The sequence below is a fragment of the Bacillus sp. NS1 genome (assembly GCF_058248265.1).
Window position 1 is genome coordinate 1 of record NZ_JBZAZF010000011.1, and the last position, 15,692, is coordinate 15,692.

General features: G+C 41.5%; 21 protein-coding genes. 14 read left to right on the forward strand and 7 right to left on the reverse strand.

From position 1 onward, the window contains the following. The first annotated feature begins 254 nt into the window (after positions 1-254). The 5 genes from thiL to tsaD are packed head-to-tail and all read left to right on the forward strand — an operon-like array spanning position 255 to position 3,891. Complete coding sequence (thiL, locus tag AC4CV5_RS20440) at positions 255-1,232, forward strand: thiamine-phosphate kinase (RefSeq protein ID WP_490923754.1); 978 nt, start codon at positions 255-257, stop codon at positions 1,230-1,232. A gap of 14 nt (positions 1,233-1,246) precedes the next feature. Continuing rightward, on the forward strand, positions 1,247-1,723 hold the full coding sequence (tsaE, locus tag AC4CV5_RS20445) for a tRNA (adenosine(37)-N6)-threonylcarbamoyltransferase complex ATPase subunit type 1 TsaE (RefSeq protein WP_166854110.1): 477 nt from the start codon (positions 1,247-1,249) through the stop codon (positions 1,721-1,723). Beyond that, complete coding sequence (gene tsaB, locus AC4CV5_RS20450) at positions 1,704-2,393, forward strand: tRNA (adenosine(37)-N6)-threonylcarbamoyltransferase complex dimerization subunit type 1 TsaB (RefSeq protein ID WP_166854109.1); 690 nt, start codon at positions 1,704-1,706, stop codon at positions 2,391-2,393. The genes tsaE and tsaB overlap by 20 nt, the downstream gene beginning before the upstream one ends. Positions 2,394-2,402: 9 nt before the next feature. Next, on the forward strand, positions 2,403-2,858 hold the full coding sequence (gene rimI / locus AC4CV5_RS20455) for a ribosomal protein S18-alanine N-acetyltransferase (protein ID WP_490923755.1): 456 nt from the start codon (positions 2,403-2,405) through the stop codon (positions 2,856-2,858). Next, a complete protein-coding gene (tsaD, locus tag AC4CV5_RS20460) occupies positions 2,851-3,891 on the forward strand; it encodes a tRNA (adenosine(37)-N6)-threonylcarbamoyltransferase complex transferase subunit TsaD (RefSeq protein WP_166854107.1) in 1,041 nt (346 codons plus the stop codon). The genes rimI and tsaD overlap by 8 nt, the downstream gene beginning before the upstream one ends. Before the next feature lie 225 nt (positions 3,892-4,116). Here the strand turns inward: tsaD and AC4CV5_RS20465 are convergent, their stop codons facing one another. Beyond that, positions 4,117-6,045, reverse strand: a complete 1,929-nt coding sequence (locus AC4CV5_RS20465; RefSeq protein ID WP_490923757.1) for an ABC-F family ATP-binding cassette domain-containing protein — start codon at positions 6,043-6,045, stop codon at positions 4,117-4,119. Between the two features lie 125 nt (positions 6,046-6,170). Here AC4CV5_RS20465 and moaC point away from each other — a divergent pair, with 125 nt between their 5' ends. The 4 genes from moaC to tatC are packed head-to-tail and all read left to right on the forward strand — an operon-like array spanning position 6,171 to position 8,296. Then, positions 6,171-6,683, forward strand: a complete 513-nt coding sequence (gene moaC / locus AC4CV5_RS20470; RefSeq protein WP_490923759.1) for a cyclic pyranopterin monophosphate synthase MoaC — start codon at positions 6,171-6,173, stop codon at positions 6,681-6,683. Beyond that, complete coding sequence (locus AC4CV5_RS20475) at positions 6,680-7,327, forward strand: redox-sensing transcriptional repressor Rex (RefSeq protein WP_003225686.1); 648 nt, start codon at positions 6,680-6,682, stop codon at positions 7,325-7,327. The genes moaC and AC4CV5_RS20475 overlap by 4 nt, the downstream gene beginning before the upstream one ends. Positions 7,328-7,348: 21 nt before the next feature. After that, positions 7,349-7,522, forward strand: coding sequence for a sec-independent protein translocase protein TatAY (gene tatAY / locus AC4CV5_RS20480; protein ID WP_003225684.1), 174 nt, complete (start codon positions 7,349-7,351; stop codon positions 7,520-7,522). A 6-nt stretch (positions 7,523-7,528) separates the two neighbouring features. Next, on the forward strand, positions 7,529-8,296 hold the full coding sequence (gene tatC / locus AC4CV5_RS20485; protein WP_166854104.1) for a twin-arginine translocase subunit TatC: 768 nt from the start codon (positions 7,529-7,531) through the stop codon (positions 8,294-8,296). Positions 8,297-8,330: 34 nt separating this feature from the next. Here tatC and AC4CV5_RS20490 read toward each other — a convergent pair whose 3' ends face one another. Together AC4CV5_RS20490 and AC4CV5_RS20495 are read right to left on the reverse strand one after the other, a co-directional pair. Continuing rightward, complete coding sequence (locus AC4CV5_RS20490; RefSeq protein WP_003225680.1) at positions 8,331-8,522, reverse strand: YdiK family protein; 192 nt, start codon at positions 8,520-8,522, stop codon at positions 8,331-8,333. After that, entirely contained in the window at positions 8,519-9,253 is a 735-nt protein-coding gene (locus AC4CV5_RS20495) for a CPBP family intramembrane glutamic endopeptidase (RefSeq protein ID WP_326222540.1), read from the reverse strand. The genes AC4CV5_RS20490 and AC4CV5_RS20495 overlap by 4 nt, the downstream gene beginning before the upstream one ends. 238 nt (positions 9,254-9,491) lie before the next feature. Here AC4CV5_RS20495 and groES point away from each other — a divergent pair, with 238 nt between their 5' ends. Both groES and groL read left to right on the forward strand, forming a co-directional pair. Further along, the gene (gene groES, locus AC4CV5_RS20500; protein ID WP_003155970.1) at positions 9,492-9,776 is read left to right on the forward strand and encodes a co-chaperone GroES; all 285 of its coding nucleotides are present in this window, start codon (positions 9,492-9,494) and stop codon (positions 9,774-9,776) included. 46 nt (positions 9,777-9,822) lie between these two features. Further along, complete coding sequence (gene groL / locus AC4CV5_RS20505; RefSeq protein ID WP_014112882.1) at positions 9,823-11,457, forward strand: chaperonin GroEL; 1,635 nt, start codon at positions 9,823-9,825, stop codon at positions 11,455-11,457. Positions 11,458-11,546: 89 nt separating this feature from the next. Here groL and AC4CV5_RS20510 read toward each other — a convergent pair whose 3' ends face one another. From AC4CV5_RS20510 to AC4CV5_RS20525, 4 genes are all read right to left on the reverse strand, one after another. After that, positions 11,547-12,746 (reverse strand): site-specific integrase, encoded by a 1,200-nt coding sequence (locus AC4CV5_RS20510; protein ID WP_490923763.1) that lies wholly within the window; start codon positions 12,744-12,746, stop codon positions 11,547-11,549. A 16-nt stretch (positions 12,747-12,762) separates the two neighbouring features. Further along, positions 12,763-13,269 carry an ImmA/IrrE family metallo-endopeptidase gene (locus AC4CV5_RS20515; RefSeq protein WP_490923765.1) on the reverse strand — a complete coding sequence of 169 codons (507 nt, stop codon included), beginning with the start codon at positions 13,267-13,269 and terminating at the stop codon, positions 12,763-12,765. Positions 13,270-13,338: 69 nt separating this feature from the next. Further along, positions 13,339-13,899: a TMEM165/GDT1 family protein gene (locus tag AC4CV5_RS20520; protein ID WP_174229437.1), complete on the reverse strand. Its 561-nt coding sequence runs from the start codon at positions 13,897-13,899 to the stop codon at positions 13,339-13,341. Positions 13,900-14,241: 342 nt separating this feature from the next. After that, positions 14,242-14,613, reverse strand: a complete 372-nt coding sequence (locus AC4CV5_RS20525) for a helix-turn-helix domain-containing protein (protein WP_490923766.1) — start codon at positions 14,611-14,613, stop codon at positions 14,242-14,244. A gap of 165 nt (positions 14,614-14,778) precedes the next feature. Here AC4CV5_RS20525 and AC4CV5_RS20530 point away from each other — a divergent pair, with 165 nt between their 5' ends. From AC4CV5_RS20530 to AC4CV5_RS20540, 3 genes are all read left to right on the forward strand, one after another. Continuing rightward, entirely contained in the window at positions 14,779-15,003 is a 225-nt protein-coding gene (locus AC4CV5_RS20530; protein ID WP_411212585.1) for a helix-turn-helix transcriptional regulator, read from the forward strand. A 13-nt stretch (positions 15,004-15,016) separates the two neighbouring features. After that, positions 15,017-15,331: a hypothetical protein gene (locus tag AC4CV5_RS20535; protein WP_490923768.1), complete on the forward strand. Its 315-nt coding sequence runs from the start codon at positions 15,017-15,019 to the stop codon at positions 15,329-15,331. Next, positions 15,328-15,692 (forward strand): Rha family transcriptional regulator (locus tag AC4CV5_RS20540; protein ID WP_490923770.1); only part of this gene is annotated, 365 nt, incomplete at its 3' end. The genes AC4CV5_RS20535 and AC4CV5_RS20540, both read left to right, overlap by 4 nt.

The following is a 15,692-nucleotide window of genomic DNA, read 5'->3' on the forward strand; positions in this document are numbered from 1 at the left end:
TCCGGTAGTTCAGTTGGTTAGAATGCCTGCCTGTCACGCAGGAGGTCGCGGGTTCGAGTCCCGTCCGGACCGCCATTATTGTAAACGAAACGATCATGTTTTCGTTTTTTTTTGTGTTTTCTTTTACTGTATCTTCTGCTTGGTATCATAGCCAAGCTTTCTTTATATCGGCAATATCTTGGATATTCCAGCAAAATTCGATACACTAGGAAGAGCCATATAGGCATAAGCAGGTTGAAAGGAGGTTTTGGTTCATGGATGAATTTGATTTGATACATAGCATTACTCCGCGGACCATTCACCATTCTTCCGTTGATGTAGGAATAGGTGATGATGCAGCACTCTACACTGCGAAACACGGCGTTCAGGAAATTGTTTGTGTTGATACTATGGTAGAAGATGTGCACTTTAAATTACACTATTCCTCACCTGAAGATATCGGGTATAAGGCGTTAGCCGTTAATATAAGTGATATTGCCGCGATGGGAGGCATTCCTAAATTTTATTTGGTATCACTTGCGGTCCCTTCAAAATGGACGGAATCTGAAATCAAGGCAATGTATGAAGGAATGAATGAACTGGCGAAACTATATCATATGGATCTGATTGGCGGCGACACAGTCTCTACCTCTGACAAATTAGTTGTAACGGTCACTGTGATCGGTGAAGTAGAAAAGGGACGGGCCTGTTTGCGCAGCTTGGCAAGACCGAATGATATTGTGTTTGTAACCGGGGAAGTTGGTTCTTCTGCAGCAGGATTGTCTTTATTGCTTGAAGAAACCAATCTTCAAAACTCATCTGTTGAAACGGGTTACTTTATCAACAAGCATAAACGGCCTCAGCCAAGAGTAAGCGTCGGCAGATTATGCTCGGGGTTTAAGCGGGCAGCTTTGAATGATATCAGTGACGGATTAGCTAGTGAACTGAATGAACTTGCAGAAGCCAGCTGTGTTTCAATTGAAATTGATGAAAGCATGCTTCCAGTCCATTCTGATTTGCCTAAGCTTCATCCTAACTGGAAAGAATGGGCTTTGTTTGGCGGTGAGGATTTTGAGCTGACAGGGACGGTTACAAAGGAGGAATGGGAAGTGTTGAAGCAGGAGTGCAAAACACGGCAACTACCCATTACAAAGATTGGCCATGTCAGGGAAAGAACAAAATCCAACGTGATCCTAAAAACAGAAAAAACAACAATGACCTTAGAGAAAAAAGGATATAATCATTTTAAATAAGACGGGTGACTCATGTGAAGCAATTAAAGTGGAGAACTGTAAATCCTGAAGAAACAAAAGCAATTGCTAAGCTGACGGCATCGTTTGCTAAACCGGGAGACGTTCTAACATTAGAGGGCGATTTAGGAGCCGGAAAAACGACTTTTACAAAAGGCTTTGCAGAAGGACTTGGCATTACACGTGTTGTAAACAGTCCGACTTTTACAATTATAAAAGAATATCACGATGGCACACTTCCTCTTTATCATATGGATGTGTACAGAATGGAAGACGAAAGTGAAGATTTGGGACTTGATGAATATTTTCACGGACAAGGTGTCTGTCTCGTGGAATGGGCACATTTAATTGAAGAGCAGCTTCCGCAGGAGCGATTGCAAATTGTCATCAAAAGAGCTGGTGATGATGAGCGGGAAATTACCTTTACTGCTGTTGGAAATCGGTATGAAATGCTTTGTGAGGAGATAAGTGGACATGACAATATTAGCAATTGATACTTCAAATTACACGTTAGGCATTGCGCTGCTTCGAGAAGACACCGTCATAGCAGAATACATTACATATTTGAAAAAGAACCACTCTGTTAGAGCGATGCCTGCTGTTCATTCATTGCTGAAAGAATGTGATATGACACCGCAGGACCTTTCTAAAATTGTTGTTGCAAAAGGCCCTGGTTCATACACAGGAGTAAGAATAGGTGTGACGCTCGCCAAAACGCTTGCCTGGTCTTTACACATTCCGATTTCTGCTGTATCAAGCCTTGAGGCGCTTGCGGCAAATGGCCGGCATTTCGACGGTCTGATCAGTCCTATCTTTGATGCAAGACGTGGACAGGTGTATACAGGTCTTTATGAATATAAAAACGGGCTTTTGGAGCAAGTTGTTCCTGATCAAAATGTGATGCTGGCCGAATGGCTGAAGATGCTAAAAGAAAAGGATCGCCCTGTTTTGTTTCTAGGTCACGATACTTCTATTCACAAGCAGATGATAGAGGATGTGCTTGGGACAAAAGGGTTCATTGGAGCTGCTGCTCAGCATAACCCACGCCCTTCAGAATTGGCTTTTTTAGGGGCGGAAAAGGAAGCAGCTGATGTTCACGGACTTGTCCCTGATTACTTGCGGCTGGCAGAAGCTGAAGCGAAATGGATTGAAAGTCAAAAGTAGGGTGATAGGATGAAAACAAAAGCAGCGGTCAGAAACATGCGGCTTGATGATATTGATCACGTATACGAAATTGAAACATCCTCCTTTACGTCTCCTTGGACAAAGGAGTCGTTTTATCATGAGCTGCTGGAAAATCCGTATGCTCATTATCTCGTGATTGAAAAGGATGGCCATGTTGCTGGGTATTGCGGGATTTGGATTGTGATGGAAGACGCTCAAATTACAAATATAGCAATAAAACCGGAGTATCGCGGCCAGTCTTTAGGAGAAGCACTTTTTCGCTCAGCGGTCGAACTGTGCAAAGAAAAAGACGCAAGGCGGCTTTCGCTTGAAGTGAGGGTTTCTAATCATCCTGCTCAAGGCTTATATAGAAAGTTCGGGATGCAGCCCGGCGGAATAAGAAAGAACTATTATACTGATAACGGGGAAGATGCGTTAATTATGTGGGTGACGATAAATGAGTGAGCAAAAAGAGATTTACGTATTAGGAATTGAAACAAGCTGTGATGAGACAGCGGCAGCTATCGTAAAAAACGGGAAAGAAATCATTTCGAACGTAGTGGCCTCTCAAATTGAAAGCCATAAGCGCTTCGGAGGCGTTGTTCCGGAAATTGCATCAAGACATCATGTTGAGCAAATCACTTTGGTCATAGAAGAGGCTTTTCGTAAAGCTGGCATGACGTATAGTGATATTGATGCGATTGCAGTAACTGAAGGTCCAGGACTGGTGGGAGCGCTTCTTATCGGAGTGAACGCTGCTAAAGCATTGAGCTTTGCGCATAACATTCCGTTAGTAGGCGTCCATCATATAGCCGGTCATATATACGCGAACCGCCTTGTGGAAGACATCGTGTTTCCAGCACTGGCATTGGTTGTTTCAGGAGGCCATACAGAATTGGTTTATATGAAGGAACACGGATCATTTGAAGTCATTGGGGAAACTCTCGATGATGCAGCAGGAGAAGCTTACGACAAAGTGGCTCGAACGATGGGACTGCCATATCCGGGTGGACCGCAAATTGACAAGCTTGCTGAAAAAGGGAATGACAATATTCCGCTTCCTCGCGCATGGCTTGAAGAAGGCTCCTACAATTTCAGTTTCAGCGGGTTGAAGTCTGCGGTGATCAATACGCTTCATAATGCGTCTCAAAAAGGACAAGAGATTGCTCCGGAAGATTTGTCTGCCAGTTTCCAAAATAGCGTAATTGATGTCTTGGTGACAAAAACGGCGCGGGCGGCAAAGGAATATGGTGTCAAACAGGTCCTTTTAGCCGGAGGAGTAGCTGCAAACAGAGGCCTCAGAGCTGCATTAGAAAAGGAATTTGCCCAGCATGAGGGGATTACGCTTGTCATCCCGCCGTTAGCGTTATGTACAGATAATGCTGCGATGATCGCTGCGGCTGGAACAATTGCTTTTGAGAAGGGAATTCGCGGTGCATATGATATGAATGGCCAGCCTGGCCTTGAATTGACTTCTTATCAAAGTCTCACGACATAACGGAGTGAGGCTTTTCATCTGTTATTAACAGATAATTCTCAATTTATCCACATATCTGTTAGTAATTATGATGATATCGATGGATAAAGGGCTGAAGACACTGTTAATAAAGTGGATAAATTCAGAATATTTTGTGGATAATGTGTATAAAGCGCTTACTTTGTTTGTTTATAAGGTTATTTTCTGTGGATAAAAAGCACCTCTAAAAAGAGGTGCTTGACTTTTTTAAGCTTCTTCTGTGGATAGTTCTTCCCATTCAGATAAAAGAGATTCTAGTTCCTGATTGAGTTTCTCGTTGTCTGCATGGATGGCTTGTACCTTTTCATGGTCTTGATAGACTTCCGGATCACATAGCAATTCATCATTGTGACTCATGTTTTCTTCAATGGTTTGAACAGTGGTTTCAATTTCTTCAATCCTCCGGAGCCGTTGGCGCTCTTTCTTTTTCCATTCTTTTTCTTCCTCGTAGGAACGTTTGGAGTCAGACTTTGCCGCAGCGGGCGTTTTTTCGGTTTCCTCTTGCTGATTCATTTTCTCCAGTTCAAGCTGCTCTGTTTTTTTCTCCGTATAATAATCGTAATCTCCCAGATACTCTTCGATATGATTTGAAGAAAGCTCCAATACTCTAGTAGCGATTCTGTTAATAAAATATCTGTCATGTGAGACAAATAACAGTGTACCTGGAAAATCAATCAGCGCGTTTTCGAGAACTTCTTTACTGTCTAAGTCCAAGTGGTTCGTCGGTTCATCAAGAATGAGAAAATTAGCTTTTTGAAGCATCAGCTTAGCAAGAGCCAACCTTGCTTTTTCACCCCCGCTCAGTGAATGAACGGGTTTCAGTACATCATCTCCGGAGAATAAGAAATTGCCGAGACAAGTTCGGATTTCTTTCTCCGGAAGACCGGGGTACTCATCCCACAGCTCATCAAGGACACGTTTAGAGGAAGTCAGCTCAGCCTGCTCCTGATCATAGTAGCCGACACTGACATTCGAGCCGTATGAGATCGTTCCTTGATCTGGCTTAAGGGTGTCGATTAATGTTTTCAGCAATGTCGATTTACCGATTCCGTTAGGGCCAACAAGCGCGGCGCTTTCTCCTCTTGTGAGCATGAACGACACTTCTGTTAAAAGCGGCGGCTGGTTTTCATAGCTGATTGTGAGATCCTGAACGCGCAGGACTTCATTTCCGCTCTGTTTTGTAATATCAAAATGAAAGTTTGCAGATTTTTCATCGCCGAGCGGTTTTGACATGACTTCCATTCGCTCAAGCTGCTTTCGGCGGCTTTGTGCTCTTTTTGTAGTAGAAGCACGCGCCAGATTTCGGTCTACGAAGTCCTGAAGCTTTGCGATTTCATCCTGCTGCTTTTCATACACTTTAAGATCTTTTTCATATTGCGCGGCTTTTTGGTCGAGATAAGCGCTGTAGTTGCCGTGATATTTTTTGCTTTCAGCTCTTGATACCTCGTATACTTGGTTTACGACTTTGTCCAAAAAATAGCGGTCATGCGAAACGATCAGAATGGCGCCTGAATAGCCTTGCAAATAATGTTCAAGCCAGGTTAGTGTATCAATATCCAGATGGTTTGTCGGCTCATCGAGAATGAGCAAATCAGGCTGTGTTAACAGAAGCTTACCGAGGGCCAGCCTTGTTTTCTGGCCCCCGCTGAGGCTTTGCACCTGTGTTGAATCGTCAAAATGGCTGAAGCCGAGTCCATGAAGCACAGATCTGACATCCGCTTCATATTGATAGCCGCCTTTATCTTTGAATTCCTGCTGAAGCCGGTCATAGGTTTTCATGATGCTTTCCAATTCACCGGGATCAGCTGCCGCCATTTTTTCTTCGATAGCCCGCATTTCCTTTTCCATTTCTTTTAAGTGGTCAAAAACAGTCAGCAGCTCTTCTTTTATGGTAAGCTTAGAATCCAAGCCCGTATGCTGGGCAAGATATCCCATTGTAATATCTTTCGGTTTAATAACTTCGCCCTTTTCATACGAAAGCTGGCCTGCGATAATTTTAAGCAGCGTGGATTTTCCCGCGCCATTTCTTCCAACAATGGCGATGCGATCACGATTTCTGACTTCCAGCTTTATATTGTTTAAAATAGTATCAGCACCAAATGATTTGGACAGCTGATTAACTTGTAAGATCATCATATTATTTCACCTCTGCTATAATAAGTTAAGTGTAGCTTATGAACCAGAAGTCAGCAAACAATACATTGGCCGAATAAGACATAGAGAAGAAAATAGTGTATGATCTGTTTAAGGAGAGTTTTAATATGAATGAATTTTCTCATTTTAATGAACAGGGCAGAGCCCAGATGGTAGACATCAGCGAAAAATCTTCGTCTGTCCGTACTGCGGCGGCCGTTTCAAGCGTACACATGAAGAATGAAGTGTACGAGAAAATACAAAGTCATGATATCGGCAAAGGAGATGTACTGGCTGTTGCGCAGGTTGCAGGCATTATGGCCGCAAAGCAAACGTCGAATATCATTCCGATGTGCCATCCGCTTTCACTGAGCGGGGTAGATATATCGTTTGACTGGAAAATAAAAGAAGCAGAAGTTATACTTCATATAAAAGCACAGGTCAAAACGAAAGGGAGTACAGGTGTGGAAATGGAAGCGCTCACTTCTGCATCGGTGTGTGCTCTTACCGTTTACGATATGTGCAAGGCCCTTGATAAGGGGATGGTCATCGGCCCTACTTTCTTGCTGGAGAAGACAGGCGGGAAAAACGGTGACTTTAAAAGAGAACTATCCGAGTATAATTTGGAGGACCAAAAATGAATAAGGATCAATCAAAAATTCCGCAGGCGACGGCAAAACGGCTGCCGCTTTACTATCGCTTTTTAAAGAATCTGCATGCGTCAGGAAAACAGCGTGTCTCATCCGCTGAACTCAGTGATGCCGTAAAGGTTGATTCTGCCACGATTCGCAGGGATTTTTCCTATTTTGGAGCTCTTGGCAAAAAAGGATATGGATATAATGTCGATTATTTACTGTCATTTTTCCGAAAAACGCTTGATCAGGATGAGATGACAGACGTTATCTTGATTGGTGTCGGGAACTTGGGAACGGCATTTCTTCACTATAATTTCACAAAAAATAATAACACAAAAATTTCTATGGCTTTTGATATAAATGAGAGTAAAATAGGAACTGAGGTAGGCGGCGTGCCTGTCTATAACCTTGATGACCTTGAACAACACGTAAAAAATGAATCAGTTGCCATTCTTACAGTGCCAGCAGTTGCCGCTCAATCCATTACAGACAGATTGGTCGCGTTAGGAATCAAGGGAATTCTTAATTTTACGCCGGCCCGTTTGAATGTGCCGGAACACATTCGAATTCATCATATAGATTTAGCTGTAGAGCTTCAGTCACTGGTTTATTTCTTGAAGCATTATTCAGTTTTAGAGGAAATCGAATAGAGGGAAAGGAGGAGCCCACATATGCCGATCGGTCCTGGAAGCCTTGCTGTTATCGCAATCGTTGCTCTGATCATCTTCGGTCCCAAAAAGCTGCCTGAGTTGGGGAAAGCTGCGGGAGACACACTTCGTGAATTCAAAAATGCTACTAAAGGATTAACGAGTGATGACGAGGAAAAAAAGAAAGAAGATCAGTAAGTTAGGATGACACGAATGAAAGTGAATCAAATGTCGCTGCTGGAGCATATTGCTGAGCTTCGAAAACGATTGCTGGTTGTGGCGCTGGCATTTGTCGTTTTCTTTATCGCAGGATTTTTTTTAGCGAAGCCTATGATTGTTTATCTGCAAAAAACGGATGAAGCGAAGGAGCTTACGCTTAATGCGTTTAATCTGACAGACCCGCTTTTCGTGTTTATGCAGTTTGCGTTTATCATCGGGATTGTCCTGACCTCACCGATTATTCTTTATCAGATTTGGGCTTTTGTGAGCCCAGGTCTCTATGAGAAAGAGCGCAAAGTAACGCTCAGCTACATTCCGATCTCTATATTGCTTTTTTTAGCGGGCTTATCTTTTTCATATTATATTTTATTTCCTTTTGTTGTTGATTTTATGAAGCGGATCTCTCAGGACTTGAATGTCAATCAGGTAATTGGAATTAATGAGTATTTTCATTTTCTTCTGCAGCTGACGATTCCGTTTGGACTGTTGTTCCAAATGCCAGTCATCCTCATGTTTTTGACCAGGCTTGGAATTGTGACACCGATGTTCTTAGCGAAAATCAGAAAGTATGCGTATTTTACGCTGCTGGTAATCGCTGCCCTGATTACTCCGCCTGAGCTTTTGTCTCATATGATGGTCACTGTTCCGCTGTTGATTTTATATGAAATCAGTATACTTATATCGAAGGCCGCCTATCGGAAAGCGCAGAAAAGCAGTGCTGCCGATCAGGACGTGTCTTCCGGGCAATCATAAAAAATCCATTTCTCATGAGAGAAATGGATTTTCTTTATTTCTGGTTCTTTTTGATTTTAAATGAAAAGGCGAACATCTTAAAAGAAATGCTGATGTTGTAAGCGGCGAACACCATCAGCAGGATGGAGTAAAATGACCACATGCTGCCTGGCGAGCTTGCGGCAAGATAAGTAAAGATGCACCCTACGGCAAAATAGATCATTCCCCAAACTACCGGGTTTCTCATAAAAATAATCCTCCAATAATCAATTGCATTTGTGTGCTCTGCTGTTCAAGGTACTTCTGAACAGGCTCAAGCTGCATGATGACGACAAATGTATTCATCATGACATGGGCGAAAATCGGCACCCATATCCGTTTTGTTCTCGCATACAAGAAGGCAAAGGTAAAGCCCATTGCTGTATAAAGAAGAAGATGCTTCAAATCAGCGTGAACAATACCGAAAATAACTGAGCTGATCAGTCCGGCAAAGAAGAAATTTGTTTTTTCGTACAGTGCGCCGAAAATGATTTTTCTGAAGATGATTTCTTCTAATATAGGCCCGACGATAGAAGAAACCATAATCATGAGCGGGACTGCCTGAATGACATCCAGAATAGCTTGTGTATTTTCTGATTCTCTTCCGATGCCGAATACATAATATTCAATAGAGCCTGCTAATCCTTGAGAGAAAAGGGCAATGAAAAAACCGGCTATCGCCCAAAGGATAGAAAGTCCGACAGAGTCTTTCCGGCCATTTCGCAGCGTTGTTTTCGGAACAGTTCGCAGAATGAGCAGAACGACTACGAGACAGGCAATAAAACTGATAACGGACCATAATCCTTGTGCGTGCAGCATATTCTCATTGGTAGGCTGTCCTCCGGCATAACCGAATCTAAATAACAAGGGAATCCCGATTAATGCGGAAAACTGCATGATGATATATGTCAAAATAATAAACCAATACTGTTTTCTCAAATGGTATGTACTCCTTTGTTAAATGGGTTTCGTTCATCTACAGCTATTGTAACATAATCGGAACAGGGGTGAAAAAACAAAGGGATAAGGGAGCTGAAAAGAATCATGTAAGCGTGAAAAATTTTTTATCTTATCACTTGAAATTGGAAGGGAGATTCTTTATTATAAGAATTGTGTTAGCACTCTTTAGTGCTGAGTGCTAAAATTACATATTCATACTATTGAGGAGGTTATTACATTGTTAAAGCCATTAGGTGATCGCGTTGTCATTGAACTCGTAGAATCTGAAGAAAAAACTGCCAGCGGAATTGTGTTGCCGGATTCTGCAAAAGAAAAACCGCAAGAAGGCAAAATCGTGGCAGCTGGTTCAGGTCGCGTGTTAGAAAGCGGAGAGCGCGTTGCTTTAGAAGTGAAAGAGGGCGACCGCATTATCTTCTCAAAATACGCAGGTACTGAAGTGAAATACGAAGGTACTGAATACTTAATCTTACGTGAAAGCGACATTTTAGCTGTTATCGGCTAATTCTTAAATAAACAATACTTAAAACATTTGAGGAGGTCTTGTAAACATGGCAAAAGAAATTAAGTTTAGTGAAGAAGCTCGCCGCGCAATGCTTCGCGGTGTCGATGCACTTGCTGATGCTGTAAAAGTAACTTTAGGACCAAAAGGACGCAACGTGGTTCTAGAGAAAAAATTCGGTTCTCCGTTAATCACAAATGACGGTGTAACAATCGCTAAAGAAATCGAACTTGAAGACGCGTTTGAAAACATGGGTGCTAAGCTTGTTGCTGAAGTAGCCAGCAAAACAAACGACGTTGCCGGTGACGGTACAACAACTGCGACAGTTCTTGCGCAAGCTATGATCCGTGAAGGCCTTAAAAACGTAACAGCAGGCGCTAACCCTGTAGGCGTGCGTAAAGGTATGGAAAAAGCTGTAGCAGTTGCGATCGAAAACCTAAAAGAAATTTCTAAGCCGATCGAAGGCAAAGAGTCTATCGCTCAGGTTGCTGCGATCTCTGCTGCTGATGAGGAAGTCGGAAGCCTTATCGCTGAAGCAATGGAGCGTGTAGGAAACGACGGCGTTATCACAATCGAAGAGTCTAAAGGCTTCACAACTGAGCTTGAAGTTGTGGAAGGTATGCAATTCGACCGCGGATATGCGTCTCCTTACATGGTAACTGACTCTGATAAGATGGAAGCGGTTCTTGACAATCCTTACATCTTAATCACAGACAAAAAAATCACAAACATTCAAGAAATCCTTCCAGTGCTTGAGCAGGTTGTTCAGCAAGGCAAACCATTGCTTCTGATCGCTGAGGATGTTGAAGGCGAAGCACTTGCAACACTTGTTGTGAACAAACTTCGCGGCACATTCAACGCAGTTGCTGTTAAAGCTCCTGGCTTCGGTGACCGCCGTAAAGCAATGCTTGAAGACATCGCTGTCCTTACTGGCGGAGAAGTCATCACAGAAGATCTTGGCCTTGACCTGAAATCTACTCAAATCACACAATTGGGACGCGCTTCTAAAGTTGTCGTTACAAAAGAAAACACAACAATCGTTGAAGGCGCTGGCGAAACAGACAAAATTTCTGCCCGCGTAACTCAAATCCGCGCTCAAGTGGAAGAAACAACTTCTGAATTCGACAGAGAAAAATTACAAGAGCGTCTTGCGAAACTTGCTGGCGGCGTAGCTGTCATCAAAGTCGGCGCTGCGACTGAAACTGAGCTGAAAGAGCGTAAACTTCGCATCGAAGACGCCCTCAACTCAACTCGCGCAGCTGTTGAAGAAGGCATCGTATCCGGCGGTGGTACAGCGCTTGTCAACGTATATAACAAAGTCGCTGCAGTTGAAGCAGAAGGCGATGCTCAAACAGGTATCAACATCGTGCTTCGCGCGCTTGAAGAGCCAATCCGTCAAATCGCACACAACGCTGGTCTTGAAGGATCTGTCATCGTTGAACGCCTCAAAAACGAAGAAATCGGCGTAGGCTTCAACGCTGCAACTGGCGAATGGGTAAACATGATCGAAAAAGGTATCGTTGACCCAACTAAAGTAACTCGCTCAGCTCTTCAAAACGCTGCGTCTGTAGCTGCAATGTTCTTAACAACAGAAGCCGTTGTCGCTGACAAGCCAGAAGAAAACGCTGGCGGCGCAGGAATGCCTGACATGGGCGGCATGGGCGGTATGGGCGGCATGATGTAATCAAACGACGAAAACCCTTGATATACCAAGGGTTTGACCGTTGATTTCATCTGAAATGCTCAAAAAAATAACATTTTGATAACATTTCTTCATGAAATCCCGATATTGAGGATGTTTCCGAAAGTCTTCTGGACTTTTTGCGAAGCATCCTCTTTCATTTTTTCAGTAACGTGTGTGTAAATTCTCATTGTAGTTTTCATATCATCATGACCAACTCTTTTCATGATCGTTGTAATATCTACACGGGCTTCGGTCAACATGCTGATATGTGTGTGTCTGAAAATATGGGGTGTTGCATGCTTCTTAATAGATGTTTTCTCGAGTAACCTTTCCATACGCACAATGATATTTTTAGGCAGGAATGGATATCCATTTTCCCTTGCAAAAACAAAATTTCCATCATGGTATTCCTCTGGCTTTATGCGGGACTGAAGCCTTCTTTTTTTCTGTCGCATTTGATAATCCTTTAGCATGTCCATGATCTGATCTTCCACTTCGATTGTACGGACTGAGCCGGCTGTTTTAGGTGGGACCAATTCATACTCTTTCATGTTGTTATTTTCTGAGTATACGGTTTTGGTTATGCGGATTTCATTGGTTTCAAAATTGATATCGGTCCATTTTAGGGCACATAATTCACCTGACCGCATTCCGGAAAAAGCAAGTAAATAAAATCTTTCAAGATCCATGTCTAATCCAAATTCCTTCACAGTCAAAAGAAATTCTTCGAGTTCCTCTTTTTCAAAATACTTTTCTTCAATCGGGTTATTTTCGATATCTTCTACAGTCAATCGTTTTTTCGGAACGACTGCACCTTCAGTTGGGCTATGTTTCAATAGCTTTTGTTGTATGGCATATTTAAAAATCAGCCCTGCTGTAGTATGGACCCCACTTATTGTATTTCGAGCATACCCTTGTTCCGTAAGATCATTTAATATTTTTTGGTACTTTCTTGTTGTGATATTTGCAATGTTTGTTTTGGCAATATATCGGTTGAGAATTTTAATTTCTTTGGTTCTAATCCTAATGGTGCCTTTCTTATTGCCAGTGGTAAGAGCGTAATCACGAATCCAATCAGCAGCCAGCTTTTCGAATGTCATCTTTTTCACGACAGACTCATCTATGCCATCTTCTACAAGAGCGGCTATAGCATCAAGGACTCTTTTTTCAGCCTCTTTTTTAGTCTTTCCTCTTCTAGCTATTTGTTTGCGTTTACCGGTGACTGGATCTCTTGGACCGTCACCGACAGCGAGCCACTTCTTTCCCTTTACTAATTCCTCAAAGTACAATTTACTCACCCCATTTTTATTGAATAGTTTTATAGAGTTCTTTATACATCATGAATGAAAACTTTTTCCTTCTGTACATTTCCAGCCGTTTTGCAGCAAAAGGATACGTTACGTTAAAGGTATCCCCAATTAACTTTATAGCCTCCGACTGCATGTGCGGCAACGAAATTTTTTCAAGCATGAATGTTGGCACACAGAAATGATACATAAAGCTATTAGCCTGGTATTCTTGCAACTGTCGGAACATGCGATTCATATTAAATTGGTTTCCGCAATGCTTAATCACGTGCCCGAGTTCATGCACAAAATCCTCCCATTGCTGCTGACGAGAAGTTCTTGAATCCAAAACCATGCTGTAAAGACCATTTATACAAAACATGCTGCTGCCTTTTTTTTCGTAGTGTATAAAAATCTGAAAAGCAGCTGCAATACGTTCCATGTCAATCTCTTCAGGAGTAAACATATTCAATTTTGTATAAATTTTCTTTACTTCTTCCTCTAGATGAGATAACTGAATTGTCATAATAACACCACCTGACGGGAATGTATGTTCTGTTTTTAGTGTGAAAGAAAAGCCCTCAAGGGCCTCTCTTTATTTAACAATTTCTGCTTCGTAAAGTTTCCAATTGAAATTGCTTTCTTTATCACCACGCGAACCAATTTCGCCTTTGACTTTAACAGTTTGCCCCTTTTTTATGGTTGCTAACTGAGTTTTATCTTTCAACTCAGCAACGAAAACATATGGTAGTAAATCAGCTTTCGTACTACTTAAAGTGGACCAATCTTCTCCGTTATAACCGTCTTTGCCACCATAGACAATAACAGAATCGGATAGGGAATCTGCAACTGTTCCCGACCAAATGACCTCTTTTTTATAAATAAATTTATCGTAAGTCGAGGTACGAACATCGCTTGGTAAATTGTAATATTTGTTCACGTAAGTATTAAAATCAGTATCTGATTTCATAGTTTTCACAAATTCTTCTTGTTCTTTTGAATCATAGGTTGTTTTTTTTGTTTTTTCTTTTTCTGTGTTTTTTTCAACAGTATTTTCTTTTGATTGCGTGTCTGCATTACTTGATTGATCCGAACTACAGGCAGCCAAAGAAAAAGAAACTGATAGAGCAGTTAATAAGACAACTAGTTTTTTCAAGCCAATTTCCCCTTTTTATATTGAATTTCTTTTATTTAAAACGAGCTATCCTCGTTTTAAAAACCTTCAATTTTTCCGGAAGAGAATCCCGATCCATTTCAGAAGCGAATCCGGATGAGAAGAGACGCTGAAACCCTTGATACGTAAGGGTTTAACAGCTTGTGAAATTTATCTTTCCGGAAGAGAGTTCTGATCCAGTTCGGATGAGAGTTCCGATCTTATTAGTAAACAGAATTTAAACATAATAAACATTAAGAAATAATAGACCGGATACCACGGTATATCATTATTTTTTGTTTCTGTTACAAACAAAAAATTGCAATACTTTTGCTTAAAAGAATGTTAATCATTCTCCGTATTTTGGGCTTTACGACCCTTTTCTTTCTCTTTCAAGTACTTAATAAAATCAATAGCTTGTCTTCGTGCTTCTTCTGAAAAATCAGATGCATCTTTAAAGGCGATTTGTAAATCAGGATCTTCGAATAAGTCACTGTTAAAGTTGTTAGGTTTTTTGCCTGTAAGAATATAATCAGTAGTTACGCCATATAAATTGGCGATTTTCACAAGCATTTCACCATCAGGCTTCCGCAAACCGTATTCCCAGTTTGCATAAGTTGACATGGTTTTCAGACCTAATTTCTTTGCAACTAGAGATTTGCTCCAACCCTTTTTTTCTCTTAATTCAGTTAAGACTTTCCCTGTTATATTATCCATATTTATACACCTTTTTTCATTTGCTGTGTAAATTTTAACACGTTTTACACACGGTAAATAAATAGTTACACAAAAAGAATAAAAATATATTGACTTACCCATCATGTGTATATTATGATGATATCAACAAATGTTACACATAGAGGGTAAGGTGGTGGAACGATAATGCTTAGAAAACTTCGAGATACAAGACTCGCTCAAGGAAAAACTCAGACTTACATGGCGAAACAACTTGGTTATAGATATGCTAGCGGCTACGCCAATATAGAAATGGGCCGTACAAAACCAAGCCTTGAGAAAGCCCAACAAATTTCTGAGCTCCTTGATGGCGATGTAAACGAACTTTTTTTTGTTGAAAAGTTACACGAAAAGAGTAAAACGACAGCATAGGAGGTAAAAGGATATGTTCACTATGCAGTACGACGAACAATTCATAGATCAGATTGCTGCAAAGATTGCAGACAGAGCAATTGAAATGCTTGTTGAACGTCTTGACTCACTGAATGAACTCCCTCCTGTTCTTACAAGGGAAGAAGCTATGAAAGTTCTACGGTGCGGCCCAACCAAGATGTCTGAGCTAATGGCTCGACCAGATTTTCCGGTTAACAATGAGGTTGGTAAGAAAATACCGAAACATTTACTTATCAAATGGATCGAACGAAACACCCGTTGGATTGAAGAGAATACAAAGTATTTTCACAAGGAGGCAACAGCGTGAATCAACTCGTTTTTATTGAAGGCAACCAAGTTGTAACAGATAGTCTTACTGTCGCAGAAGTCTTCGGAAAACGTCATGACACGGTTTTGCGTGACATCAGAAACCTTGATTCTAGCAAAGAATTTAATCTCCACAATTTTGCGGAGGTTGAATATCAGGACAATAAAAACCGCACTTATAAAAAATATCTAATCAAACGTGATGGACTCACATTTTTAGTTTTTGGATATACAGGCGCAAAGGCAGCGACTTTCAAAGAAAGATACATCGCAGAATTTAACCGCATGGAAGCCGAATTGGAAAAAATGACTCAGCCGTCCTACATGATCGAAGATCCAGTCAGCCGGGCAAAGCGATGGAT